At 38.7% G+C, this 25074-nt stretch carries 26 protein-coding genes; 10 read left to right on the top strand and 16 right to left on the bottom strand.

Going from position 1 to position 25074, the window contains the following annotated elements:
- A complete protein-coding gene (locus D0X99_RS16770) occupies nucleotides 1-2379 on the bottom strand; it encodes a TonB-dependent receptor (protein WP_119479009.1) in 2379 nt (792 codons plus the stop codon).
- A gap of 505 nt (nucleotides 2380-2884) precedes the next feature.
- On the opposite strand from D0X99_RS16770, the gene D0X99_RS16765 reads away from it, so the two are divergent.
- The 9 genes from D0X99_RS16765 (at nucleotide 2885) to D0X99_RS16725 (ending at nucleotide 9711) form a co-directional block, all read left to right on the top strand.
- Complete coding sequence (locus D0X99_RS16765) at nucleotides 2885-3799, top strand: SDR family oxidoreductase (RefSeq protein ID WP_119479008.1); 915 nt, start codon at nucleotides 2885-2887, stop codon at nucleotides 3797-3799.
- On the top strand, nucleotides 3799-4326 hold the full coding sequence (locus D0X99_RS16760; protein ID WP_119479007.1) for a hypothetical protein: 528 nt from the start codon (nucleotides 3799-3801) through the stop codon (nucleotides 4324-4326). Before D0X99_RS16765 ends, D0X99_RS16760 begins: the two co-directional genes overlap by 1 nt.
- A gap of 188 nt (nucleotides 4327-4514) precedes the next feature.
- On the top strand, nucleotides 4515-5093 hold the full coding sequence (locus D0X99_RS16755) for an SRPBCC family protein (protein ID WP_119479006.1): 579 nt from the start codon (nucleotides 4515-4517) through the stop codon (nucleotides 5091-5093).
- Complete coding sequence (locus D0X99_RS16750) at nucleotides 5083-5664, top strand: Crp/Fnr family transcriptional regulator (RefSeq protein WP_119479005.1); 582 nt, start codon at nucleotides 5083-5085, stop codon at nucleotides 5662-5664. Before D0X99_RS16755 ends, D0X99_RS16750 begins: the two co-directional genes overlap by 11 nt.
- A 10-nt stretch (nucleotides 5665-5674) precedes the next feature.
- Nucleotides 5675-6490, top strand: coding sequence for a helix-turn-helix domain-containing protein (locus D0X99_RS16745; RefSeq protein ID WP_147392249.1), 816 nt, complete (start codon nucleotides 5675-5677; stop codon nucleotides 6488-6490).
- Between the two features lie 88 nt (nucleotides 6491-6578).
- A complete protein-coding gene (locus D0X99_RS16740; RefSeq protein WP_119479003.1) occupies nucleotides 6579-7397 on the top strand; it encodes an oxidoreductase in 819 nt (272 codons plus the stop codon).
- Between the two features lie 594 nt (nucleotides 7398-7991).
- Nucleotides 7992-8642, top strand: coding sequence for a Crp/Fnr family transcriptional regulator (locus D0X99_RS16735; RefSeq protein ID WP_119479002.1), 651 nt, complete (start codon nucleotides 7992-7994; stop codon nucleotides 8640-8642).
- A gap of 66 nt (nucleotides 8643-8708) precedes the next feature.
- A complete protein-coding gene (locus D0X99_RS16730; protein WP_158587724.1) occupies nucleotides 8709-9317 on the top strand; it encodes an outer membrane beta-barrel protein in 609 nt (202 codons plus the stop codon).
- Nucleotides 9318-9327: 10 nt separating this feature from the next.
- Nucleotides 9328-9711, top strand: coding sequence for a DoxX family protein (locus tag D0X99_RS16725; protein ID WP_119479000.1), 384 nt, complete (start codon nucleotides 9328-9330; stop codon nucleotides 9709-9711).
- A gap of 367 nt (nucleotides 9712-10078) precedes the next feature.
- Here the strand turns inward: D0X99_RS16725 and D0X99_RS16720 are convergent, their stop codons facing one another.
- The 11 genes from D0X99_RS16720 to D0X99_RS16660 form a co-directional block, all read right to left on the bottom strand.
- Nucleotides 10079-10666 (bottom strand): SRPBCC family protein, encoded by a 588-nt coding sequence (locus D0X99_RS16720; protein WP_119478999.1) that lies wholly within the window; start codon nucleotides 10664-10666, stop codon nucleotides 10079-10081.
- Between the two features lie 7 nt (nucleotides 10667-10673).
- Entirely contained in the window at nucleotides 10674-11084 is a 411-nt protein-coding gene (locus D0X99_RS16715; protein WP_119478998.1) for a hypothetical protein, read from the bottom strand.
- Between the two features lie 91 nt (nucleotides 11085-11175).
- A complete protein-coding gene (locus D0X99_RS16710) occupies nucleotides 11176-11748 on the bottom strand; it encodes a Crp/Fnr family transcriptional regulator (protein ID WP_119478997.1) in 573 nt (190 codons plus the stop codon).
- 840 nt (nucleotides 11749-12588) lie between these two features.
- Complete coding sequence (locus D0X99_RS16705) at nucleotides 12589-13212, bottom strand: hypothetical protein (protein WP_119478996.1); 624 nt, start codon at nucleotides 13210-13212, stop codon at nucleotides 12589-12591.
- Nucleotides 13213-13452: 240 nt separating this feature from the next.
- Nucleotides 13453-14367: an NAD(P)-dependent alcohol dehydrogenase gene (locus D0X99_RS16700; RefSeq protein ID WP_119478995.1), complete on the bottom strand. Its 915-nt coding sequence runs from the start codon at nucleotides 14365-14367 to the stop codon at nucleotides 13453-13455.
- Nucleotides 14368-15074: 707 nt separating this feature from the next.
- Nucleotides 15075-15656, bottom strand: a complete 582-nt coding sequence (locus D0X99_RS16690) for a Crp/Fnr family transcriptional regulator (protein WP_119478993.1) — start codon at nucleotides 15654-15656, stop codon at nucleotides 15075-15077.
- 753 nt (nucleotides 15657-16409) lie between these two features.
- Nucleotides 16410-18092: a serine hydrolase gene (locus tag D0X99_RS16680; RefSeq protein WP_119478991.1), complete on the bottom strand. Its 1683-nt coding sequence runs from the start codon at nucleotides 18090-18092 to the stop codon at nucleotides 16410-16412.
- A 299-nt stretch (nucleotides 18093-18391) separates the two neighbouring features.
- Complete coding sequence (locus tag D0X99_RS16675; protein ID WP_147392248.1) at nucleotides 18392-18832, bottom strand: DUF6249 domain-containing protein; 441 nt, start codon at nucleotides 18830-18832, stop codon at nucleotides 18392-18394.
- A gap of 40 nt (nucleotides 18833-18872) precedes the next feature.
- Nucleotides 18873-19346 (bottom strand): anti-sigma factor, encoded by a 474-nt coding sequence (locus D0X99_RS16670; protein ID WP_119478989.1) that lies wholly within the window; start codon nucleotides 19344-19346, stop codon nucleotides 18873-18875.
- Entirely contained in the window at nucleotides 19336-19911 is a 576-nt protein-coding gene (locus D0X99_RS16665) for an RNA polymerase sigma factor (protein ID WP_119479032.1), read from the bottom strand. The genes D0X99_RS16670 and D0X99_RS16665 overlap by 11 nt, the downstream gene beginning before the upstream one ends.
- Nucleotides 19912-20480: 569 nt before the next feature.
- Nucleotides 20481-20756 (bottom strand): hypothetical protein, encoded by a 276-nt coding sequence (locus D0X99_RS16660; RefSeq protein ID WP_119478988.1) that lies wholly within the window; start codon nucleotides 20754-20756, stop codon nucleotides 20481-20483.
- A gap of 300 nt (nucleotides 20757-21056) precedes the next feature.
- Between D0X99_RS16660 and D0X99_RS16655 the strand changes: the two genes are divergently transcribed.
- Nucleotides 21057-21335, top strand: a complete 279-nt coding sequence (locus D0X99_RS16655) for a hypothetical protein (RefSeq protein WP_119478987.1) — start codon at nucleotides 21057-21059, stop codon at nucleotides 21333-21335.
- 35 nt (nucleotides 21336-21370) lie between these two features.
- Here the strand turns inward: D0X99_RS16655 and D0X99_RS16650 are convergent, their stop codons facing one another.
- From D0X99_RS16650 to D0X99_RS16635, 4 genes are all read right to left on the bottom strand, one after another.
- On the bottom strand, nucleotides 21371-22342 hold the full coding sequence (locus tag D0X99_RS16650) for an ArdC family protein (RefSeq protein ID WP_119478986.1): 972 nt from the start codon (nucleotides 22340-22342) through the stop codon (nucleotides 21371-21373).
- A 368-nt stretch (nucleotides 22343-22710) separates the two neighbouring features.
- Complete coding sequence (locus D0X99_RS16645) at nucleotides 22711-23328, bottom strand: hypothetical protein (RefSeq protein ID WP_119478985.1); 618 nt, start codon at nucleotides 23326-23328, stop codon at nucleotides 22711-22713.
- Nucleotides 23329-23818: 490 nt separating this feature from the next.
- Complete coding sequence (locus tag D0X99_RS16640; RefSeq protein ID WP_119478984.1) at nucleotides 23819-24319, bottom strand: SRPBCC domain-containing protein; 501 nt, start codon at nucleotides 24317-24319, stop codon at nucleotides 23819-23821.
- 14 nt (nucleotides 24320-24333) lie between these two features.
- Complete coding sequence (locus tag D0X99_RS16635) at nucleotides 24334-25014, bottom strand: pirin family protein (protein WP_119478983.1); 681 nt, start codon at nucleotides 25012-25014, stop codon at nucleotides 24334-24336.
- Nucleotides 25015-25074: the final 60 nt, after the last annotated feature.

Genomic DNA, 25074 nt, shown 5'->3' with positions numbered 1-25074 from the left:
TTAAAATCGATAGTTAAATCCGATAGCCAAGGTTCGTGGAGCCTGAGGGGTTACAGTCGACCAACCTGAGAAATAGCGCTCATTAGTTAGATTATTCACCTTTAGAGACAAAAGGTATTGGCTACTCGTATATGAAATTGCTGCATTAAACACCTCATAAGCCGGAAGAGTAAAGGTTCCGTTGGATCGATTGAGGGTTAAATGTTCAGAAGCGGCATTTCCTCCAAATCCGACACCAAAGCCTTTCAAACCACCAGAAGGGATGGAATAGCTTAGCCAAAAGTTGACTAATTCTTCTGGGCCTGCTTCTTCCGGTCTTAACCCCAAGTATCCATTGACCGGATTATCTTTTGTCACTTGAGCGGAGTTATTTGAATATCCTGCGATCACACTCATCCCTTCAATTGGAGAGGCAACAAGCGAAAATTCAAATCCTTTGCTTTCCACTTCACCAGCCTGTAGGGTATTGTTGATATTTTCCGGATCGTTGATCAGGCGATTTTTTACCCGAATATCGTAGTAGCTCGCCGTGGCAGCCAGTCGGTCTTTGAGCAAATTTGCTTTAACACCCAGTTCAAACTGGTTTGCCTGTTCAGGATCAAACGCCTGTAGTCTTGGATTAGAACCGTCCACATTTGCAACTGTACGAGGCGCCACATTCACAAAGCCATTCATGTAGTTAGCAAAAACTGAAACTTTGTCCTGGATGGGCTGGTAAACCACACCGATTTTAGGAGATAAAGCGGTCTGACTTTTTACTTCCTCTTCGATCCAATAATCCGTTTTACCCTCGAATCGATCTGCTCGGAGACTTGCCATTACCGAAAGATTGGATCTAAGGTTGATGATATCTGAAACGTAGGCACTGAGTACCGTACTTTTGCCGGTGGAATTTCCCTCAAAGGAATTTTTTAGCAAATCGTCAACGCCTGCCTGTGTCAATACTCCGGTATCGCTTCCCTCTGAAAGTTTGACAGAACCATTGGCTACCCAACCGGTACTTCCATTGAAAATGCTTTGATCATAGTAATCAAATCCAACCACCATCCTATTTCTGAATTGTCCCAAATTAAAATCGCCGATAAAATTCTGTTGGATGTCGGTGGTAATTGTCTGACCACTTCGATCTGATATAAATCGGGTAAAAGAATCTCCATCACCTCCATCAAAGAGATATTGGTAATACCCATCTGTTTTGGTAGAACTTCTTGAAAGGACTGTCTGAGAAGTCCAGAAAGGAGAAAGTTTATATAGCGCTTGGGCCTGAATTCCGTAGCTAGGATTTCGAATGCTCAATTCATTTCCTGTAAATGATTTTTCATAGTTATCCAGAAATGGGTCAATGCGGTCAAATTTCAATGCAGCATTTCGGTTTAGGAAAATCATCGGCGCATTGATTGACTTTGACTCTAGGAACTCCGTGTTGATCAAAAAAGTAAGACGTTCGGAAGCCTTAAACTTAAATGAAGGGGCAAAAAAGAATGAACTTCTATTGCCTGCATCCTGAAAGGTGTTCTGGGATTGAAAGGCAGAATTTATTCGTACTGCTGTAGATTCACTGATCGGTACATTGACATCTGCGGTGACTCTGTTCAATCCAAAACTTCCGGTGATGAAACCCACTTCACCCTTGAATAGGTCAAATGGTTTTTTTGTTGTGATATTAATTAACCCACCATAGGATATGACAGCACTTCCAAAAAGGGTCCCAGATGGGCCTTTAACCACATCGATGGTTTCAATGTTGGCAGGATCTAATGCTCCGTTGTTCACGTTTGGCATCCCATTCACAAGGGTAGGCTGGACAGAAAATCCTCTCATAGAATAATATTCAGCCCCGTCACCTCCCCGTCCGGTGGATTCCCAAAGCCTGGTCACTCCAGTCGCGTTTTTCATCGCTTCGTTCATGTTAGTGACTACTTGCTCTCTCAAAAGTCGACCAGAAATAGAGTTGTAAACTTGAGGATTTTCAAGGTCCTTTAAGGGCAACTTTCCAATTGTAAAACTGGAATCCGAATAAAACCGATTGGATGAAAAGTCAGTAATCACCACTTCAGAAAGGTCAGTAGAACTCTCTTTTACTTTAAAGTTTAAAGTGACAGTCTCCCCTGAAGAAAGGGTGATAGTTTGCTCCTGTTTCTCGATTCCCACAAAAGAGGCAAACACCGTGTAAGTTCCTGGCGGAACATTTTTGATTTCAAATCTCCCAAATCGGTCTGTGGTCGAACCCTTGGGAAGACCCTTCAACCCGACATTGACGAATTCAAGAGCTTGATTATCTGCTGTGGTAACTTGACCTTGGATTATGCCATTTTGGGCAAAGGCCAAGGTTGAGACAAGGAAAAAGGCAAAAGCAAATATGAGTTGTTTGTGATTCATGATACGTTTATTCATGTGATGCCACAAACCTATTAATTAGATTAATTCTAAACAAGATTATTTTTAATCAATCTTAATAAGCTTACCAAACCTAAAAAAAAATGTCTTACTATGATTTTGGTTTTTTTGATAAGCTCACTTCCTGAATAAATCATCAACTTGAAAAAATGAGGTTTTGCCCCCCTTTGAGCGCAAAGGAAGAACTCTTCGGTTACAACTACCGATGATATGGGTAGCAAGAAAAATCAGACACTTACCTATGAGTTGGTTGGTTAAGTGTCTAATCTTACTTAACTCTTTGCTTGATCCTTTCCAAGTCCCAAACCAGTGTAAGGGGCGGGAAGCCCCACATTCAACTTATAAAACTCACGTTGTTCAGGAATTTCAGTTATCATTTTACGGCATGAAAATGACCCACTGAGCAAAGTAAAATTGAGCTATAGAGAAAAACAGGTCTTCTCTTCCGAAGGGTAATTTTGTCAGGTAAACTCCAAAGCAAAATTCAATGAAAAAGACAATTTTCATCACAGGAACGAGTTCAGGCATCGGCAAAGCAACCGTGGAGTTGTTTGCACAACAGGGATGGAATGTAGTTGCCACTGTAAAAAACATTTTCATCCACTCCAATCTGTTTAAAGAATTACCCAACGTGACGGTCTACGAAATGGATGTGACCAATTATGAACAGGTAAACTTTATATCAAGAATGGCAATCAGAAAATTTGGAAAGATAGATGTGGTGGTTAACAATGCTGCCTATTGTCGCATGGGGCCAACAGAAACGAGTACCATGGAACAGATTACAGAGCAATTTGAAACCAATGTATTTGGAGTTTTTGCGGTCACCAAAGCCTTTATTGCACATTTCAGAAAAAACAAGGGAGGAATGTTCATTAACATCGCCTCATCCAGCGCCCAATTCAACTACCCTTACATTGGCGCATACGGGAGTAGCAAATGGGCAGTCCGAGGATTGACAGAGAGTCTTGGGATCGAATTGGCCCCATTCAACATTGAGGTGAAAGCCATTTATCCGGGTACACATGCCACCAAAATATTCACCAAATTGGATTATGGGATTTCTGAGGGAGATAATGCTTTCCAAGCTTACAAACCCTACTATAAAAATTTCTTTTCAGCCCAGGCGGGGATTTCAGAAGTAACGGCTCCTTCCAACATTGCCAATGAAATATGGAACGCCGCAACTGAAAATAACGGTAAGCTGCACCTAATTTCCGGCGGTGATGCCAAACTGTTTGCTTTCTTAAAAAAACTACTTCCACAGCGCGCTTTTCAGAAACTCCAAATCAGGAGCATTATGCAACCAGCGAGTAAAGGGGAAATAAGCTTTGCCAAATGGCTGATGGGCAAAAACACCGGGAAACTTGAAGTAATCATTGACAAAAGATTAATAGACTAATGGAATTTTCAGAATCAATCATCTCCTATTACAGAGGCGAGAAGGGAGAAGCAGTGATCTTGGTGCTTTTCGGGATTTTAGTGTTCGCCCTACTTTCTACCCTGTTATGGAAGTATCCATCGGACCTCGCAAAGGGCCTAACTTACCCGGTATCGGTGTTTATTCTAATTGCAGTTTTTGCCGGGACTTTCAATGCTTACAATAACCAAAAGCGACTCAATGAATTTCCGGCAAGGTATCTCGACAACAGAGAAGCCTTCGTCGAAGCAGAGTTTCGCAGGTTTGAAGGCGACAATGGAGTCAACAGATGGTGGCTTCCGCTCAACATCGCCTGGACCTTATGCTTGGTGATCGGTGTGGCCCTATATTTCATGAAAGATGGGTATTATTCCAAAGGAGTGGCCTTGGGCATCGTATTTCTCGGTTTTTCCGGGCTCCTGATCGATGGATTTGCCAAAGAAAGAGCTGAAAAATACACAGGTAAAATCCTGTTGGAAATAAATGCAGGAAAGAGGAAAAATCAATAACCAGACTTCCGGATCACTTTTATCTGTTTGCTCCTTTACCAAAAAACCACAAATAGGGTCAATGGATTATTAAGGTAAAAGATGTTCTGGCCTCAGACAAAAAAGGGTTATTCACTTTTGCCAAATGGCAACTGAATCAATAATTATTAGGAAGAATTTTGTCATGATCTATAAAAATCAAGGGCAAAATGAAAAAATCAATCCTAATCTTAACAATTGTAACCATGGCAGCAATATCCACCACTAATGGACAAATTCCCTCAGGTTGGGCTCAACACACTGTGGAAGACACCGTCAATGTACCGATAGAAATTTATTGGGACTTATCTTTCAAACTTAATTTAGAGGAAATTGGCAGTGTAGGAAATTATAAAGATCTGCCTAAAATTCAAAAGACGACACCTGTAAATGGAAGCTTTTCAAAAGTAGGTGATAGCAGACGGGTTCATTTTAATACCGGTCAAACCTTACTTGAATCAATCATTGAATGGCAAAATCCTTACAGCTTTTCCTATGAGCTAACAGAGTTGGAAATTGATTTAAAAAGAGTTGCAAAAAGGGCTAGAGGCAACTTTCAACACTTTCCGCTTCAAGATGGCAGAACAAGGATAGTTTGGACTTATGGATTTGATCAGAAAAATTTAATTCTGAAGTGGCTTATAAACAGATACATTCAAACCACCCATAAATTTTGGATGCGTGACACATTGGCAGAAATGAAAAGGCAAACCGAGGAGATGTATAAAAAAGGAAGAAATGACAAGTGACAACTTTATAGATTACCTACTCCAATTTGACACGCTAAACACGCAACAAATTGAATTAATAAAATCCCTCCTGGTAATTAAGGATTACAAGGAGGGAGAATATTTCTTGGAAGCCGGAAGAGTATCAAAAGAGATAGGATTCATTTTAACAGGTGTTTTTCGGGTTTGCTATTACAACAATAAGGGAGAGGAAATCACTAGATACTTTTTAGATGAAGGAAACTTCATGGTTGACCTAATGAGTTATACTAGTGGAATTTCTTCAACTGAATATGTTCAATCAGTAACTACCAGTAAAATATTAACATTAAATAAATCATCAATGGACACGCTGTCCAAAACTATTATTACTTGGGATAAAATAATTTCAAAAATCACGGTAATAGCCCTATCAGAGAAATTGAAAAAAGTAAGTTTAATGATGCCTCAGGATGCTGCTGAGCGATATGATTTTTTCTTGGCAAATTTCCCCCATCTGGCTAACAGGGTTCCGTTACAATACATCGCGTCATACATAGGCATTACAAAATCTTCTTTAAGCAGATTAAGACGTGATATCAGTAAAAAATGAGCCAATCACTATGGATTCTATAAACTACACTTCAAAATCCAACATATTCTTCTCCTGCACAGAGAAGGCCTACAGAAGCGTCGAAAGCAACGTCCCGGAACATGTTGCAATCCATGTTTTCTCCGGTAGTTTAGGAGTGGCAGATTCAAAAGGGACTTACCTGATCAAACAGGGAGAAACAGCCCTGTTTTATAGAAACATGCTGGCGAGATTTGTCAAATACCCTTCTGAAAAAACTCCATTCAAGTCTGTAGCAATTGCTTTTTCGCAGTCATTTCTGGCTAAATTTTACTCAGCCCAAGAATTAAGCGAAAATTATGTCCCCAAAATGGAAGTCCAGAGAATCAAAAAACATCCCTTGATCAGCAGTCTTTTTGATTCTATTTTGCCTTATGAGGATCTGGAGGGAGACAGCATACCCAAGCCGATTTCAGATCTGAAATTACAGGAAGCGATTTCCATACTTCGGACAGTGGACATTCGTACCGACAATCTTCTCGCCAATTTTGCCGAGCAGGGAAAGTTAGATTTGGTGGATTACATGCAGAAGAATTTTACATTTAACATCCCCTTGGAAAGGTTTGCCTACCTTACAGGAAGAAGTCTGGCTACGTTCAAACGGGATTTCGAAAAAGCATTTCAGTCGACACCTCAGAAATGGTTGTTGGAAAAAAGGCTTCAAGAAGCGCATTTCCTTATCAGTCGAAAAAAGCAAAAACCCTCCGAAGTATATCTTGAAGTTGGTTTTGAGAACCTCTCCCATTTTTCACGCACCTTCAAAAATCATTTCGGTTACAATCCATCTACCATTGAGCTGAGCTATTGAGCAAAGTGTTATTGAGCTACTCAGAAAAACAAGAGACCTTGCCTCGGGAATAATTTTGCCTTGAAAGTATCATAGACCAACAAGCAAAATGACAACAAAAAAAGTAGCTCTGATTACAGGAGCATCAACAGGAATTGGAAAAGCCACCGCTATCCTTTTAGCCCAACACAACTACACGGTGTATGCAGCGGCAAGGCGTTTGGACAAATTATTGGAATTAGAACAATGGGGAATTAAAGTCATTCCAATGGATGTGACCGATGAGAAATCCTTGGTAAATGGCGTTGAAAGGATATTCAAGGCTGAAAACCATATTGATATCCTGATTAATAATGCCGGTTACGGAGGATATGGTTCTGTGGAAGATGTTTCTATGAAAGATGCCAAGCGCCAATTGGAAGTAAATCTATTCAGTGCTGCACGGTTGATTCAATTGGTATTACCCAAAATGAGGGCCAACAGGTTTGGGAAAATTGTAAACATCTCTTCCATAGGGGGAAAATTTGCAACACCCTTTGGTGGTTGGTACCATGCCAGTAAGTTTGCTTTAGAAGGTTTGAGCGACAGTTTGCGAAACGAGGTCAAGCAATTTGGAATTGATGTCATAGTGGTGGAACCCGGAGGGGTTAAATCTGAATGGGCTGACATCACTGTCGAGAATCTTATTAAGAGCTCCGAAAAATCAGCATATAAAGCAAGTGTCGACAGGTTTGCCCAATTTTTGAAAAAATCGACCGAAAACAACAGTGAGCCAATCGTGATTGCCAAACTCATTATGGAAGGAATTGAAAGTAAAAGTCCAAAATTCCGATATGTGGGGGGATATAATGCAAAACTGGCTGTAATGGCGCGCAAACTATTATCTGACCAGGCTTTTGATAAAATGATTTTGAGCCAGATGAAATAAACAGACTCACTAATTATGAATGTTCGATCAACTGTGCCAAAATTTAATGGATTAAATTTTGGCACAGCCATTTGAACGGTTCAGGTTTAGGACAACTTTTGATGACTCATTCCACCCTCACTACCCAAGGGTGTGGACTTACCCTTTCCCTTAATAATCTTAAAGATTTAAAAATCTCCACCTGCTATGGAAATACCCCAAAAACCAAACCTCTAATGTCCATGGCTTAACATGATTTCAGTTCATCCAACACCATCAGAAGCTTCGGACTTCATGGCTTCCTATGGGTGAAAATTCAACCAAGCATTGTTTTTTCTTTATCCAGACAATTCACCTTGCCCTACTCTATTGCCCATCATTTCAAAGCCAGGAGTGCCAATAAAAGTCTGGATCAGACTGAGCCCACTTCTATTTACTAGCATTTTTTATTTGAAGGACTTGAGGATTCAAAACCATGCTTACTATGCACGAATGAAAACAGGATAAAACCTCGTTTTCTTTAAAAAACAGCAAGTTCAAGTTATTGCTTTAGGAAATTTATATCATGTCTGCAAACCGTTTTTCAGCGCTACCGTAGAATCCGATTTTATAGGTATGATCAGGGAGAAGAGAAAGGACATGAATTCCATTGCGTATCAGGCAGCTAAAAAATGTGACATACCATGGCCACATGAAGTGTTATTACGTGCTTTTTTGGAGCAACACCAGATTTTAACCGAACCCGAAATCCAGACCATTATTCAGGCCATGCAGTACCGGAAAGTACCGAAAGGAACGTGTTTTGTTAGCGAAGGTACCTTGAGCCGCGAGTTTGCTTTGGTAAAGGAGGGATTTTTCAGGCACTTAATCCGAGAAACAACAGGTGAGGAAAAGACATACAGCATTACCTTTCCCAACCAGATCATTGCATCGTATGGTGCGCTCATATCGGGTAAAGGTTCATCCGAATGCATAGAGGCTATTACAGATGCAGAGCTGTTGCTGTTGCCATTCGATGTATTGGAGACCCAGCTCCAGGACAATTTAAACTGGCTCAAGTTTAGTAAAACCATTATCAAGTCAGCCTATGTAGAACTTGAAAACCGGGTTTTTCAACTGCTGAACAAAACACCCAAAGAGCGGTATCTTGAATTGCTTGCACACAGGCCGCATTATGTGCAACAAATTCCACTGAAGTTCCTGGCATCTTACCTAGGTATTAGTTCGCGGCACCTAAGCAGACTTAGACGGGAGATTACATTATAGGACATTTGGCGTTTTTTGATGGATTGGTCGAGCGTAGGTTTGCCTCAAATCCAACAAAAAACACAAATGAAAAACAAAGGAATAGTCATTGCACTGATGTTGCTGGCTTTCGGGGCGCATGCCCAGATCTCACCTACCAGTATTCCAGAAAAGAAGTATGCGGTGGTTGCAAAAACCAAACTGGGCATTTCACAACTGGAACTTGGAAATAAGAAACTGATTAATGGCAGTTTAACACAACTCGAAGTACTGCTCTCAAGATCACTTTCGAAAAAGTTTCTGGTGGAAGCCGGAATTGGTTTCTCGCAATTTAACGGCAATGATGTGAACCAAGGCGAATACGTCAACTACAAAAACAACAACCTTCGCTTTCCAATCAACGTGGTGTACAGTCGTGATCTTTCAAAGCCAGTTTCACTGGTATTTGGTTTAGGTGCCTACGGAATCTATTATGCCCGCACGGATATGACTGGGTATTACACAGGAAGTGGTTCAGGTGTTAATGCGGGCACGAATGCCCTACTGGGTGCCCATTTTAGGGTCTCAGAAAAAGCCGGGTTTCGCATTATGACCGAAGTGCAACGGGATCTTTCCTGGATAAGCAAACCAAATGAAGTTCAGTTCAGAGAACGAATGAATGCCTTAATCAGCTTGAATTTCCTGGTGAAGCTGTAACTGGGTGATCATGAAGTTTGGAACCTCAATAGGAAATAGGATTACGTGGTATCGCATGCTCTCCAGTCTTTTAGCGTTTTTTTTCGCCTTAAGCGGGTATTGGGAGCTCATTCAACATCCGGCGACGTATCCAAAAACAATTGAAATGGGTTATCCACCCTATTTTATAACAGCATTGGGTACAGCTAAACTAATAGGCGCTGGGGTATTGATTATTCCAAAACTCAAATCTTTGAAAGAATGGGTCTTTGCCGGTTTTACCTTCGATGTCCTGTTTGCATTGATATCGGGAGCAGCAACGGGATACCACGCGGATGTTGCGAAAGCCTCAATCGCCTTGGTACTGGTTCTATTTACCTATCTGCAATTCAGAAAACAGCCTAACCATCATTAGTAAAAAGTCTTTAACCTCCTTGTTAGATGAAAAGACGGGTACACATACGGTTTAGTATGTGTACCGTTGTTGAAGATTAATTTCCAATTCTTTTCCGACTTTAGAAAAAGGCGAGAAAAGGTAAAGGTGTTGTGTTTTTAAATCCTTCAGTGGTTGACTTTTTGATTAAGCCAAATTGGATTCCGAATCAAAAACCAAAAATCATCATTCTCCAAAAAGCAAGTCCACTCCCCCCAGTAAAGGTTCCATCGATGGAAAAAGTGGACGAACTGGTCCGCCAAGTTAGATCGTTACCTTAATTGATCAGCCCGAACCAACATTATACTTAGTCACTTCACAGTTTCAAAATCACCTTTTGGAAATGAATTCAATCTAAAAATCTCTTCTTCAGATCAATAAATGTTTCAAATGGCATTCGATAGATCATTGGGTTAATCAGCCCTGCCGGGATATTTTGCGAAGGTTCTGAATGAAAATAATAGGTAATCCTGAGATCCCCTTTGTCTGGCTCAAGCAAAATATATCCGTTTGCTTTTTTTAAGGAATACTTGCAGCTCGCCTTTTCGTCAGAACCTACAATGTTTATTCTGTGTGTCCCGGTCCCACTTTTTTGAAAAACCATTGAATAATTGGAGCACTCATTATAATAGGGCCAAGGATAATCCGTCTCCATTGAAAATTGTTGTTCATTCTCCGACTGCTTTATAAGCTTCACCGACTTTGTATAGGCAAACCAATCCGGATATTTATTTACATCCTTTAGAATTTCAAGAACTCTATCCTCTGTAGTTTTAACCGACATAACGGCCTTAAAAGCTTTAAAATCACTATTCGCAACTTTAGCGACAAATACTTGAATTCCTTGTTCATCTTTAACCAGTCCCCATGTTTCCTGAGCAAACGATTCATGGATACTAGCAAAAAACAGCGCCAGTACAATTGAAAACTTTACCATAACTGATTCAAAAAATAGCCTTCTTTCTTTTGAACAACATGAAAAAGTAATGCACAAAGAATGCACAAAAGATAAAATCACCGATAACGATAATTAGAATTTCAGATTTTGCCAGTCCCGCCAAATACAGCTGCATTTCCCCAATTGCAAAAGACAGTTTTCCGATTCCGCCTATGAGCGCAATTCCTGCATGACGGACAGGGTCATAGGCAACCATAAGGTATCCCACAAAGAACATAAGAGTGGTTCCCCAAGCCCCTTTGTAGATTTCATAGTAAAGCGGGTCAGTAAGCTCTCTTCCAAAAATCCTTTGAAAAGTAAATTCGGTATTAAAGTAACCAAAGCCAGCTCCGACAAGATTCCATGCCGCAGAAGCTAAAAACAGACCCGTAAAAAAGGGGAATTCCTTATTTCTCATTTGACTCAAATTTTGATTTGTTTAGCAATACACTGCCTCAAAATTCGAATGAGAGGAATCCGAATACATTTACATAGGTTAATAAAATCTCCTAGGGGGAATTTTTCTTCCTGATTCTGCTCAAGTGTATCGGTGTAATTCCCAAATAGGAAGCGATGTGATATTGAGGAATTTGCTGTTCCAATTGAGGGAATTCCTTTTGAAAAATAGCGTAGCGTTCTTCTGCGTCGAGCAATACAATTTCAATTTCTCTTTGCTCTTTATGAACAAAATAATACTCGGCTATGATTCTTGCTCCCCGTTCAAAAATGGGATACTTAGAATAAAACTCCTGTACATCAGCATATTTGGCCACCAGAATATCACAATCCGTAAGGGCCTGCTGGTTAATTTTTGCAGGCTGATTGGTTATTAAGGAAGCGTAACCACCGACTAAGCTGGGATTGACAAAAAACTGCTTATTGTATTCGGTGCCTTTATCATTTCTGTAAAAAACGCGCATGACCCCTGATTCTAAAAATCCAAGTTCATTTGCGACTTGGCCTTCTTTGATAAAGTAATCCCCCTTTTTCAATACTCTTGGCTCGAACAAAGCCTTGAACTCCACCAAACTCTCAGTTGAAATGGAAGTTATCGCGCTGAAAAATTCTTTGAAGTCAATCATATTGGGAAACGGTGGTCTTGATTAGGTTTTATTCAAAGCCATAAATGGTCATTTTTATTGGTTAGGGCTTCTGGCCAAGTTGTCAAGTTTGAATAATTATACAGGGTTAAAATCGGAAAATCCTTCTCTTTAAAGTTGAACGCCTAATCTGATCTGTGCATTTTCTGAAAAGACGAAAGTACCATAGGACAAAGATCAGCAACAAAACCCAATTTTGGATTAAAACCCGGAACGGACCATACCAAACAGGAAGGTTAGAAGTACAATTCCTTACTGATTCTCATTGCAAACTTTTCAAAATAACCAATATTCCCCAATTCCAAGGATAGCAATTCTATCAAAAATCATTTGAATAAACCAGGATCGAACATTAACAATCACCCAATCAAATGGAGGAACCTAATAGAAGTTTGTATAAAACTCCGCAAGAAGGAGGTTTAAAATCCGACTAGATGGAAAGTAGCTCCAACTAATACTCTGGATTTTTATAAAATCCAATTTAATTTTAAGGTCCATATTTTCCCAAATCTAGGACTGCCAAACTCCATTAAAAGCATAATCTTATTCACTAAAAAATGCTCCTTTTAGGCACGCCGGATAATCTGACTAAGTATAACGATTAAATAATAGAATGTACTGACAAAATTAAACCAATTGCCGATAAACACATCAATATGTTTATCGGCATTCAAAGGTGTTGGTATTAATTTCTAAAAACAAAAAAATAGCAGTCAATGATGCAATCAAGCTATCAATAAAGAAAAGCATCAATGGCTTTTTAGCAACATAAATTATTACTCTATTAACATTTATCTTTATTGTTAGCCAATTGGCAAATTATTAGAAATTAAATCCAATATGAAGCCCAGGCTCAGGTGTGTATTTTGGCCACTTATCATCTTTTTCTTTAAAGCCATTAGGCATTTCGGTGTGATAAGCTCGGCCGGCAATGCCAAGCGATGGTTCTATAAAAAACTTGTCCTTGAAGAGCTTTACGTGATAGCCGATCCGATTCGTGTTGAATATAATGAAACCAGTATCAATCTTATCACCATTTTCATTCTTAAAGATTTGCCGCATTGGCATGACATGTACTGCTAGATAAAGTCCTTTCCAAAGATACCTTTGGTAGGCAATTCCGAATCCAAACTCCCTAATGTAACCAGGAAATTTCTCTTCGGGAGTTCCGTAAGCCTTATTATAAAACGGGTTGATTCCCAGAGGCCAAGCATGTTTCCAGGTTATAAGTTCAAGAGAAATTACATCTCTTCCTGTAATTCGATAACCTAAATTAAGTTGAGCAAAACCCGGAGGATTGGTGGGGGAAAAATTACCCAACAAAAATAAAGTACTACCTACAAAAAGCTTTTTGTAAGTAGTATCCTGTTTGGAATACTGAGCACTAACCTGAAAGCTAAAAGCCAACAGTAAGGCAAATACAATCGATGAAATTTTCTTTTTCATGTCATTTTCTAATTGATGTTAATAGATGACACAAAAATAAATTGGATGGATATCGCCATTCGTTCACTTAAGTTAAAAAACAGCGACTAGCAGATTTCATGAGTATTCTATCTCCTGGTTTTCTTATTAATTTTGAAATCATCTAACAGAACCTCGCCATCTATATTACTTAGTATATTAAAACAGACCTATTCTAAATGAGAGATTAGTACCAGTAGGCCAAAAATGTGGGTGATCATTTCATCCACTAATTTTTAATACTACGTTCCCCTTTTTGCGCCCTGATTCTACGTATCGGTGCGCTTCTATAATTTCCTCAAATTGAAAGGTCCTGTCAATTACTGCCTTAAAAGCTCCTTTTTCATAAAGTTCCTTCAACAATAGCAGTTGTTGCTTTTCTTCTGGAGCATAGCTATTCACATTCTTATAGATGCCACCTTTTATGAGATGTTTCTCACACGTTCTTCTGTTGGTATTCCCAATTGCATCAAAAATTATATCATACTTTTCAGACCCCTCAGTAAAGTCTTCTTTGTCATAAAGAATAATTTTTGTCACTCCAAGGTCTCCAACAAGTTGACTCCCCCTCGAACTGCAAACTGCCGTGATGTCGGCATGGAAATAGTTGGCCAATTGGATTGCTGCCGTTCCCACTGAGCCTGTGGCGCCTATGATCAGGATTTTTTTGTTGGGCCTTTCGGAAATTTTGGCACTTTCCAAAAAATAAATGGCCGTTTGCCCACCGAAAATTATCGCAGCGGCCTCTTCGAATGTGGCATTTTCAGGCATTTCAATCACTTTGCTATTTTGATCCACAGCAATATATTCAGCATGCGTTCCAAAATTGAAACCAGTCATTCCGAATACTTTATCACCCGATTTAAACTTAGAAACCTTGTTCCCTACAGTCTCCACCACCCCTGCAAACACATTTCCCAATATGGGTTTACGTGGTTTTGAAAAACCCAATACCAAGCGCATAATCCACTTCATGATTCCTTTGACGTCAAGATTCCTTACTCTTACATCTCCAGAATTGACCGTAGTGGCGACTATTCTAACAAGAATCTGATTGGAATTGGGAATAGGTTTGGAAATCTCCTGAAGCTTCAAAACTTCCGGATTTCCATATCGAGTACAGATAACTGCTTTCATATAATCCACTAAAATTTAAACCAAAAATCAAGCACGGGTTTGACAATTTAGTCAGGCCAACGTTGTTCTACAGTCTCAAAAGAATTCGGAATACCTGTTCATAGAGACCAATAACTAAGTCCTATAGCGTGGCAAAAAAGAAACAGTCTTTAATATAAATTGGACCCCATTATAAGGGTCTACATAAAGAATAAATCCGTTCCCAAACTTCTTTTATTCTCATCCAGATATTTTTAAAAGCATTCAATACCTAGACAGAGAAGCATAAAGTCCTTTCCGCCAAAAGCGCTGGTTTCAAACTTGAGGAGCAAGGATACCTACTTATTCAAGGTAGTTTAGTCCAATTGCATCAAAATAAAGACCGAAAGGAATACCTAGTGGCCAAGCGGATTGAGGCCTTTTAAATAGAAATTGAACAACATCTCTTAGTGTACGATGTCCAACATTCAATTGAAAATACCTCGGTGAATTGGAGTCATGAGGAATGAAGTTACCTAACATAAGGAATGAGCTTCCTACAAACCACTTCTTAAAGGAACTGTCTTGTTTTGAGTGTTTTGCATTCACTTGGAAACCGGTTGCCAAAAAGCAGGCAAGTCCAATAAGGGAATATTTCCATTGCATAGTTTTTCTTTTTCTTGAAACTCTGCTGCAAAAGAAGATCGGAAGGAGGTACTTATTCGATCACTTAAGTTAAGAAAAGGACTTTACCTCCCTTTTTTCTCCATAATCCTGGCTCTCAATCTACTTAAAGATTGGGGTTGAATTCCTAAGAAGCTTGCCAATTGATGCTGAGGAACACGTTGGATAAGGTCTGGTCTTTTTTCCAACAAGTTTAAATACCGCTGTTCAGGTGAAGAGGTCTTAAATTCATCAAAATCGATTTGTTGTTTGGCCAACAATTCTTCCGAAAACATTCTACACATGAGTTCAAACTTGGGAAATTTATTGTTGGCTTCTTCAGTCAGCTCAGTATTGGAGATCAGGAGGATGCTGTCTTCCAAACAACTTACAAAATAATCCGACGGGGTTTTAGTGATAACACAATGAGGAGTTAATGCCTCCAATTCTGTGTAGAAAGCGGTTGTTTTTTCCTCTCCATCAATGATGTAATACACTCGTATACAACCCTTTATTACAAAGAAGAACTCTTTGGAACTCTGCCCTTCTTTAAGTAAAACGGTTCCTTTTTTTACAGAATGAAAAAGATTCATTGATAGCAACGCAGTCTTCTCCTCTTCTGTAAGGGTGATGTATTTTGACATAAAGTCGAAAAGTAAATTTTCCATGGCTAAGTAAATATTTCCTCGGTCGGACTTATTTGAGGTAATTGGGATTAAGTAAAGGGCTTAACTATTCATTTTAAAATTCCCCTTTGGAGTACCGGAAAAGCCGGCCAAAAGATAAGTTAGAAACCAAATTAAACTTTCGGTTTTCCAATTTCATATTACCAAATGCACTGTTTCTCTGAAAAATTATCTGATTTTGAAGAAAGATTAAGGTATTCAAATAAGTCATCAATCTTAATTTCATTACTCCAACTCTTGGATTTAGATCAGGATCTACACGTTTAAGTCATTCAAAATGTTAGGATAAAATCAAAAGTTCAGCAGAGTCCAATCGGGCAAGCAACCCTACCACCTTTTCCTGGTAAGTTGAGCCTCTATCGAACACTTCGGCGATAGTTATCAGTATAGAGCACATCAAACCCCTTGGGAAGCTTTTACTTGGATAATAGATGCCAATATGCCGAAACGGATAGAAACGAGGAAGGAACAAAACATCACTTGCATCCCAAAACAGTTCCTTCATCTCTGTTAAAACACGGTTTTCAATTGATTCTAATGAGATCCAAAGAAAGACCAAGGTCACAAGAAATTATACTTGGTAAATAGAAAGTAAGGCTGAATCTGAAAGGGCCTCAGGTTGAGTTAAACAGGTAAGGGGCATAAGCGTTCGAATGGTTAACAAGATTACATTCAAATCCTTATGCCCCTGAATAAGACCCATCCAATTACATAGGAGCTTGAAAAAACCTATTTCTATTTAATTTTCTTCCCCTCCATTTTATTTCCACCCTGGGCAAAGGTTAGGCTGTTAATTATTCCATCAGAGTCCTTGTTGAACACCAATTGAGCTCCTATTTCTTTGATATAAAAGGTATTTTCAGTTTTAGCGAAAAGTTCCACAGCTGGTTGCCCAGCAGCCATTGCAATCAGGCGATCATTTTGGACTTTAATCTCAATTTGAAAACCCGGTTGAAGTTCATAAACACCGACATAATTCACAAGGATTTCCTTTGGCAGGTTGATTTCGTCTTTATTGGATATTGGCTTTATATCGGTTTCAATACCAATTGCCTTTATAATTCGGTCTGAAAAAAGAACTTGTCTTTTTCCATTTACGGTAGAGAATTTATAGGTCGAAAAACTATTCTCAAATGAGAACTCACTATTTGACAATGGTTCAAGTTTCATTGGACGACCACCTTCACGGGCACTGAAGAGTACACCTTCCTCAAAGGAAATAAATCGAACTACATCCTCAAATTGATAAGCCCCCTCCCATTTCTTCAATTCTTCTTCTGAAATTTTCAACGCAACCTTTTTTTCAATTGGTTTGCCCAAAAGAGCAGATACTGCTTTTAGGTTGTGGTTCGCTGCCCCTATACCATCATCAAGATTTGAAAGCACAATTGAATAGATCTTGCTGTCAGGGACATAAATTCCAGAGGTAGTAAAACCGTTGATCCCACCGGTGTGCTCTACTGTTGGCAGGCCTGCAATTTCATTAATAAACCATCCGTACCCATAATTGGAAGGTTTACCAGTATTTAATTTATGATTTGTAAAAGCCAACTGTTTACTTTTCTCAGAAATGAGTGTGTTGTCTTGGATGGCTTTATTCCATAAGAACATATCATCTATGGTGGAAATTAAAGACCCAGCTGCATATGGAAAAGAGGGACTCATATATTCAGCATTTTCGAAATTGCCCTCAAAAAGACCATACCCCACAGCTTTATTTGGAATGATTTTGTAATTATCAGCATAGGAAGAATTATTCATGCCTATCTTCTTAAAAATATTTTCATTTATAAAATCACCATAACTTAAACCGGAAATTTTCTCAATGATATATCCCAATAAAACATACCCTGAATTATTATAATCATATTTTTCGTTAGGATTAAATTCCAAAGGTAAGTCCTTAAAATTACTGATTAGATCTTCAGGGGAAATATCCAATCGAGTTTTGTCTCTCAACTCAGGTATTCTGGTGTAATCTTTAATCCCGGAAGTATGGTTGAGTAAATGATGAATGGTTATTTCACTCCCTCGGGGGAAATCTGAGATGTACTTTGACAGAGGATCATCCAAGCTTAGTTTACCTTGCTCCATCAAAATCAGAATAGCCACACTGGTAAACTGCTTGGTAATTGAGGCCAGCTTAAGTACATTATCAGGTTTCATGGGGACATTCAATTCAAGATTCGCCATTCCAAAAGCTTTTCTGTAAATAATCTGATCATCCTTTGAAACCAACACAGTTGCCCCGGGTGAATTACTGGGATACGCTTTTTTGAAAATGGCATCGAGTTCTGCTTCAATGCTCTTTGCTTGTGAAGTACCAAATTCTGAAACCTCGGCGGCAGAACTTTGTCTCACTTGTCCGTATGTTAGGTGAGCGACTAAAAGCGCTATAATGGAGAATAAATATTTCATTGATTTAAGTTTTAATTATTATTTTTTTTAACTATTTACAGGTTTTATATGGGCAATACTTTACTCCCTTCACAAGTTGAAGTCTTTAACTTTACATTAGAAAGGACGGGATAAAACTTATATACCTATAGTTCTCTTTGGGACAGGTATAAGAAAAAGGGGAAAAAACTCGGGCCTAGGTTAGTAGCCATAATCGAAAGAATAATAAGCAATCATAGAATAAAAATTGGGACATATATAGAGCGAAATGGCTGATTCTTGCAAGACGATTTTTAAACAACCAACCTCTATCCCCAATTTTATTTCCTCAGATAGAAGAAATAAGCCAGATAACTCAAGCCGAGACAAAAAGCGATGATTGCCAAGGAATGTAAATTAATTGGAGAAGTCAAATAGGTCAACAATAGCCCTAAACCAACACCAAAAAATATAATAGCCAATTTCACTACTTCATCTTGCTTTTCCTGGACATTCTTATCCAATAAGTAGGCTGATAACTGCTCAGCCATCCCCCTATCAATCAGTTTATTTTTTATGCGATATTCCAAGAAATATTTTATCAAATTGATAATCACAAATACCAGGAATAAAATAAATAAAATTGGAAGTAACACCTCACTTGGAAGATCTTGATCTAAAGGCTGTATAAATTCCGTTCCTGTCCCTTCAATTTGTTTGTCTTGAGCAAAAGCTTGGAAAGAAGCCAAATTCATCATTATACTAATTACTAGTTTTTTCATTTTCCAATTGATTTTGATTTACAAATCAGTAGACCGAGATTTAACTCATCGGTTGCAAATTATTTTTAAAAATTTTTCCTTCTTTAACCTGATTCTGACGGATAATATCAGTTAATAAGAACAAGAACACTCCAAGACCTACCCCTATTGCCAATAGTGTTATCAATCCAGATCCCGAAAAGAACAGTTTAAAAACAGCGGGTAAAAAAGGTAAGGAAAAGAAAGAAATACCTAGAACGAGTAGAATCAATACCCCCCAAAATGCAAATTCTTGTCTTCTACTTTTCCTTTTCTCATAAACCGTTACTGTATTCATTACTAAAGCAGATACATCAAAGGTGAAACCCTCAGGCTCAATCTTCTGTACATTTTTTATAACTACCTGATACTCTTCAAGTCTTTTCTGGCACTTGGAGCAAGCCTCCAAATGCTCAACAATTAAGGAATCATCCTGAATCTCTTTTAAAAGATAGGATTGAAGCGCTTCATCACTTAAATGGCTGCTATTTTTCATCGTTCCTCTTGTAATGTTGATTAATCTTTTCTTTAAGGATTTGCCTTGCCCTGAAAAGGTAACTTTTTATTGTTCCTTCTGGCAAATTGGTAATTTGAGCAATCTCCTTATTGGTTAATTCTTCTAGGTGGTATAGAGTGATTAAAGTCTGGTATAGTGGAGGAAGATTAGCAATCTCTACGGTAAGAATATCCACAGCTTCCGTTTGGATAGCTTCAACTTCAGGGTTCTCGGTTTCTTTTGAGGCATTCCCACTTGCGGTTTCCAGGTCATAGATTGGAATCTTCTTTTTTTGAAGATGATTAATGGTCGTATTGTAGGCGATGTTGCCAACCCATGTTGATAGTTTAGATTTAAATTGAAAAGAAGCCAAATTCTGGTAGGCTTTCAGATAAATATCCTGAAGCAAATCTTTTTGGTCATCTTCATCAAAAACCATCTTCTTAACAATTTGAGTAACCAATTTCTCAGTGCCTTTTACGATGAGAGCAAAGTCCTGAATCTTACCATTCAGAACATTGGCTACAATAAACTTATCTGAAAGATGATCGCTTTCATTATTCATATTCACCCATTAGACCAGCTTCGTTTTCTTCGGTTGCAAAAAAATTGGCTTTTTATTTTCATAACAGAAAAACTCAGAACAAGAATCTTATAAAATCAATGATATTCAGCTATTTATGAGTAAACCCCGCCCATATTGCAAAACTTAGCTCCTAAAATTCTACTATTTCTTGGGCCATAGTATTTAAATTATTTCCCGTTGAAAAACAGAATGACCTACAGCCTTTTTTAATCTTTGTCCCACTTCCTTTGAAGTTAAACGTGATTGCAACATTCAGCCTGAAACTGAACTTTGTCTTCTATAATCCGCACCTAAATTCTAATAAATAGGTACTTAATTGATTTGAAAAAATTTTGAGGATGTGCAAATTTATTAAATCCTAAAAATGAAAATTAGAGCAGTTCTGAGCTGTAAATTGACAGGCGAATTAATTAAGTAATTTATTACTAGCCATTTACAAGCCAACCTGTCAGCATCTTTTCCTAGTTAAAAACCCATTTCTATTCGACATCCAAGAGACGAAATGGAATCAGAGTAAAAGCCACTAACCACCAAAAAACACCTTTATCCTAGGCTAACTTCTCTTTGGAAATCCGATCAAATTCTTCGAGTAGGGCAATTAACTTGATTCGAACGGTTTTATCGGCGATATCCAAACCTAAAACTCTAAACTGGTTTTCAATAAATTTCAAAGCGTTATAAGGTACAACACTGACCTTATTAAAAGCTGCCTCTTCAGGAGTGATCAGGTTATTATACATATCCAGCATTACATAACCTTTATCGGACATTCTCAAGACCTCCAAAGCCTTGTCTATTGCATTATTCCAGTTCGTTTTTTCCATTTTGTATTTGTGGATTTGGTGGGGAAAGCGAAAATACTTTTCGAAATTTCCGATGAACCTAGTATCACTCTAAATATGGTAGGATCATAGTGTTCAAAGATAGAACCAAATTTAACCCTGGTAATTCTCCTAACTCTTCCAGTTCATGGCAGGAGTAGGAATAAATTCATTTTCCCATCCCAAAGAATGAGGTTTATTTCCTTTTTGAAAAAAAACTAAGAAAAAAATCGATCAAATTTTAAAATTTCTATCCTTGTGGTAGTGTATCGAGACTTGGACCAGCAAATAGATTTAAATTAAATGTCACATCGATTTCAAATCCTGTGTATAAAAACGGTCAAATCTCCTGAAGGCCTCAAGTTAAGTCATATAGGAGGCAAAAATCCCCTGGGTGAAACCTGGAGCCTAACCCTTGAAAAAGCCAATGACTTCATAAAGTCAGGAGAAATGGAGTTTTTTATTACTCTTGAAGGAAAGACTTATGATTTTTTGGTGAGTGGAAAAGGCGAGGGGTATTTGGCTTTAGCCTCGGAATCAAAGGACTTTTCTTTAGTGTATAACCTCCCGGGGTGTCCTTAATAAGGGACGACCAAAAAAGGGGCTTCCCCCTTTTCCTAAAATGGACAAACATTGAGGATGTAGTCCACTGCCTTTTGCGCCTTGGATGCCGCATCGATAAGCAGTTGCTTGTCGTTTTTCAGCCTTGCTATCCAGTTTTGGATGTAAGACGCCTGGTTATCTACCAGACGCTTGTTTTGAATTCCGGTAAAGCCGCATAAGTACCCGGCACCCATTTCGGCAATGAGCTCCTCGTTGCTGTAGTTCTCAGATCCGAAATAGTCAATTTCCTCCACACCCGGTCGGTTCAGTCTGCTGTGATGGCCTGTCGAGTGAACCAATTCATGATAGAGTACCGCATAGTAATCTTCCACAGATTTGAACCTTGGTTTGGGAGGAAGATTGATCAGGTCCAATTTGGGATGGTAAAAGGCCTCCTCTTTGTCATGGATGAATCGAGGCGGTTCATACATTTCTGAGTAAACCGATTCGCAGCGATCCAAAACAGGCAAACTTCTGTCTTCCGCCTGTTCAGGAAGCACCCAGTCAATTCCTTCAATCTGTTCAATGGGAAATACCTTATATTCTTTCAGAAAGCAGACTTTGGTCAGGCTTTCAATCGGATAATCCGCAAGCAATCCTTCAGGAATCGTCCTACCGGTTTCCTTGTGTTTGAAGACATAATTCCAATAACAGATTGGAATCGCTCTGGAACCCTTTTTTACCATCCCTCCCAGCTCTTTGGCCTGCTGAAACGTCAGGTAATAGGGCATTTCATGGTTAAGCGATATCAAAAGCCAAAAGTTGATTCCTCGGTAAGGCTTCTTGGTAAGGTAGTTGGAAGGCAGACCTTTGGTATTCCAAGGTTGATACCAGGGTACAATTCCCTGCTCCAATTTGTCCAGGATCAATCTGGTAAAATTCTCGTAGACATCCGTCGGAGAATGTTTTGTTTCCACCTCTCCTTTTCTGGAATTGGAAACCTTCACCTTTACGGTTTTCCGGGAGTTTTTTGCTGTTGTTTTCATCTTTTTGAACGGTTTAAGTTGATGTGAACTGATACAGCAATCCCCAGCGGAAAAGGGGCACTAAGGGCAAGAGGAAACGGAATAAAAAAGCGGGGGAAGTGAGCTGGCTTTATGCCGTAGTCTCTTGTCCCGTGTGACCATTCCCCGCTAACTTGGCTGGAGCAGGGAGTAGATAAAAGCAACAGGTTGAATAAATCTTACTTTCTTTCTAAAAATCGGTCGCCCCACTTTTCATTACATATAAGCCTGATTATTCATGAGAAAAGTTGCTTGATTGCGGAAATGGGTTCCGTCAAAAAATCAATAATTCAGAAAGTTATTTTTATAGAATTCCAGTTGGCAAATTCAAAAAATTACAATTAATCCAATCAATTCCCTGTCAACACTCCGTATTCATCTGGAATCTCAACTCCCTGGAACCCATTGGTAAGGTTGAAAATCAAAAAGAATGTGACAATGAAACCAAAAATCAGAATCGCCACTGCCTGGTTTTTGGGACTCATGAACAGAAGATTTCCATTCATTTTACGAAAGTGAATAGCTGAAATATGCCCGAAGAAGCTGACTATTGCCAGACTATAGTAAGGGATAAAGAACAGATTATAGGGAAAAGTATTCAATCCCGCCGCACCGAAATAAAAGTTGGTATCCAAATCCAAAACCAACCTGCCAAAAAAAACTGCGCTTAAATGAATTAACAGAAAAAAAGCCAGGTATAAACCAGACCAATAAGGTAAGTTTTCAAAAAAACTTCTCACCTGATTTTTCCTTGATCTAAAAAGGCTAAGTCCCGAAAAAATCTGAACTACTACAGCAGAAATAAGAATGGTTTCCAAAAATACATTTCGGTAGATTTTTCGGAAAGAGTTCATTACCTCAATATGCTTTTCCTCACCCAGTACTGCAGATCCATGATTGATTAGATGCATTCCGATAAAAACGGAAATAATCAATCCTGATAGGAAGTGGACTTTTCTAAATTTCATAGGGAAAATCAGTTAAAAAAACCGGCTGAATGTACTTAACCTCAAATCTCCTGACTGTCATATCCCAGTTCTGTGTCACAAAGAAACATAAGAGTGCTTTCAGAAAAATGAATCTGATCAATTTGTGACGCCAGTTTTTGGGGGATTTTTTGGGGGATTTTCAAACCCAGACTCTTATACTTCCTTTCCACATCAATATAATAAACGGGCCTAGCAGGGGATTCTATGGAAGGAAGCCGGAAAAGGAAAGGGTAAATTTATCAGGGAAATGGATGGGTGCATTCAGGTAATCGATCCTAAACAGGTGATGCTTTCAGCAAGTTCTTCAACCTGAATTGGGAAATTTTCTTGAAGAGATTTTTCAAACTTATATCAAACTTATATTTAGTTGAAACCCAATACCTGTCGTTCCTCTTATTTCCATTGGTATTAAACACCATCTCATCCTTTCCCTTTGAGCAACATTGGCAAAGACATACACCAGTAATACCTATGATAGTTGCTCCAAATGGGATTTCAGCTCCCTATTCATTTTTATGAATCCTTTTGGAGCTGCCTTCATCATGGGTTGATTTTTCATGATTAAAGATAAAACACCACGATACTCCTCCCTGTTGGTAACCAAGGTGGTATTTTCATCTATTGGCTCCAGCTCAAAAAAATGTTCTCCATCAAAAATCCGAGGCAAACCAGTTTTAGCCAACCAAGCAAATCTTTTGTGTTCTTCCCACTGGCTGACCAAGGGTTTAAATTCATAGGGCTTTGTTCCTTCAGCTGCAAGTCTCAAGTGTAGGATTCCGTTTGGTTTTACCTGGCCTCCCAGATATTCAAGCTGACTATTCCATTTGGAATAGGATTCGAAATCTATAATTGTTGACCAAACCTTTTCAATTGGTGCTACTATTTCAACTTTTTCATTGATTTCAAAACTGGTGAAACTAAGTGCTAGGATGATCAAGGCCAAGCCCAATAAAACATAAAGTAGTGTCATTCCTGAAAAAAAGGTTAAGATTCAATGAGGATCAGTTGTGAGTCTTCCGCAAAATAGATTTGAAAAGGTTGGTCCGGCTCAATTTCAATGGAGTCCTCAGTTTGGATTTTTTCTATTCCATTGACTGAAATATTTCCTTTTATTACCTGAATATAAACTGATTGAGTATCAGTCCTTGGTGTAAAAGTAACAGGAGAATTTTGACTAAAGTTGGCATAGTATAACCATGCAGACTGATGAATTCTAAGGCTATCCGCCTCTGCATTTGGAGAAACCAAAAGCTGAATTCCCGTACGCAATGGATCATACTGTTTTTGCTGATAGCTGGGACTGAGATTTTTCTCATTGGGGTAAATCCAAATCTGATAACTTTTGAATGGAAAAAGATCGGATGCATTCATTTCAGAATGATAAATGCCGCTACCCGCACTCATCAGCTGAATCATTCCAAGTCCAATAATTTGTGAATTTCCCAAACTGTCTTTATGAAATTGTTCACCTTCTGTAGGAATAGTAATGATTTCCATATCCCGATGTGAATGCATTGGAAAGCCTTGTCCCGGGGAAACTACATCAAAATTGAACCCTGTCAATTGTCCAAACCGAGTTCTTCCTGGAAAGTATTCATGCCAGGCGATTCTCCAGTCTTTGGTGGAGATTTGACGATCTTGCCGTCTGATTAAATTTGTTTTCATGTCTAATCTAGTGTTGGAATTAATTTTCTTTAACAAGGCGTTAGTTATTCGGTCCTATTG

Origin of the sequence: Algoriphagus lacus (assembly GCF_003583985.1) — a bacterium.
Taxonomy (GTDB): domain Bacteria; phylum Bacteroidota; class Bacteroidia; order Cytophagales; family Cyclobacteriaceae; genus Algoriphagus; species Algoriphagus lacus.
The sequence above is the reverse complement of the archived record's forward strand: the minus strand, read 5'-3'. Positions and strand labels throughout refer to the sequence as shown.